1 protein-coding gene is annotated in these 256 nt (G+C 65.6%); it reads left to right on the top strand.

Annotated elements, in window-relative coordinates:
* A partial coding sequence (locus AAEZ06_RS27790) for an alpha-E domain-containing protein (protein ID WP_350617378.1) occupies window positions 1-256 on the top strand: 256 nt, incomplete at both ends.

Raw genomic sequence — 256 nt, forward strand, 5'->3', positions numbered from 1 at the left:
GCTGCAAGCAGCGGTCGATCTCGGCGAGCGGCTGGCGCTGTTGCCGGATGAGGGCGAACTGCCGGAGCGCCTGCTCGCTGCGATGCTGGGCGAGGATTGGTCGTTCAGCCTGCGCTCCAATTTGCAACGCCTGCAATGGGCCGCCTCGCAAGTGCGCGGCAAGCTGTCCCGGGAAAACTGGCAGGCGCTGGTCGAATTGCAGCGCGAGGCGCTGGAGCTGGAAGTCGATGAACCGGACTTCGGCGAACTGCTGGAT

This window comes from Pseudomonas sp. HY7a-MNA-CIBAN-0227 (genome assembly GCF_040310325.1).
Classification (GTDB): Bacteria; Pseudomonadota; Gammaproteobacteria; order Pseudomonadales; family Pseudomonadaceae; genus Aquipseudomonas.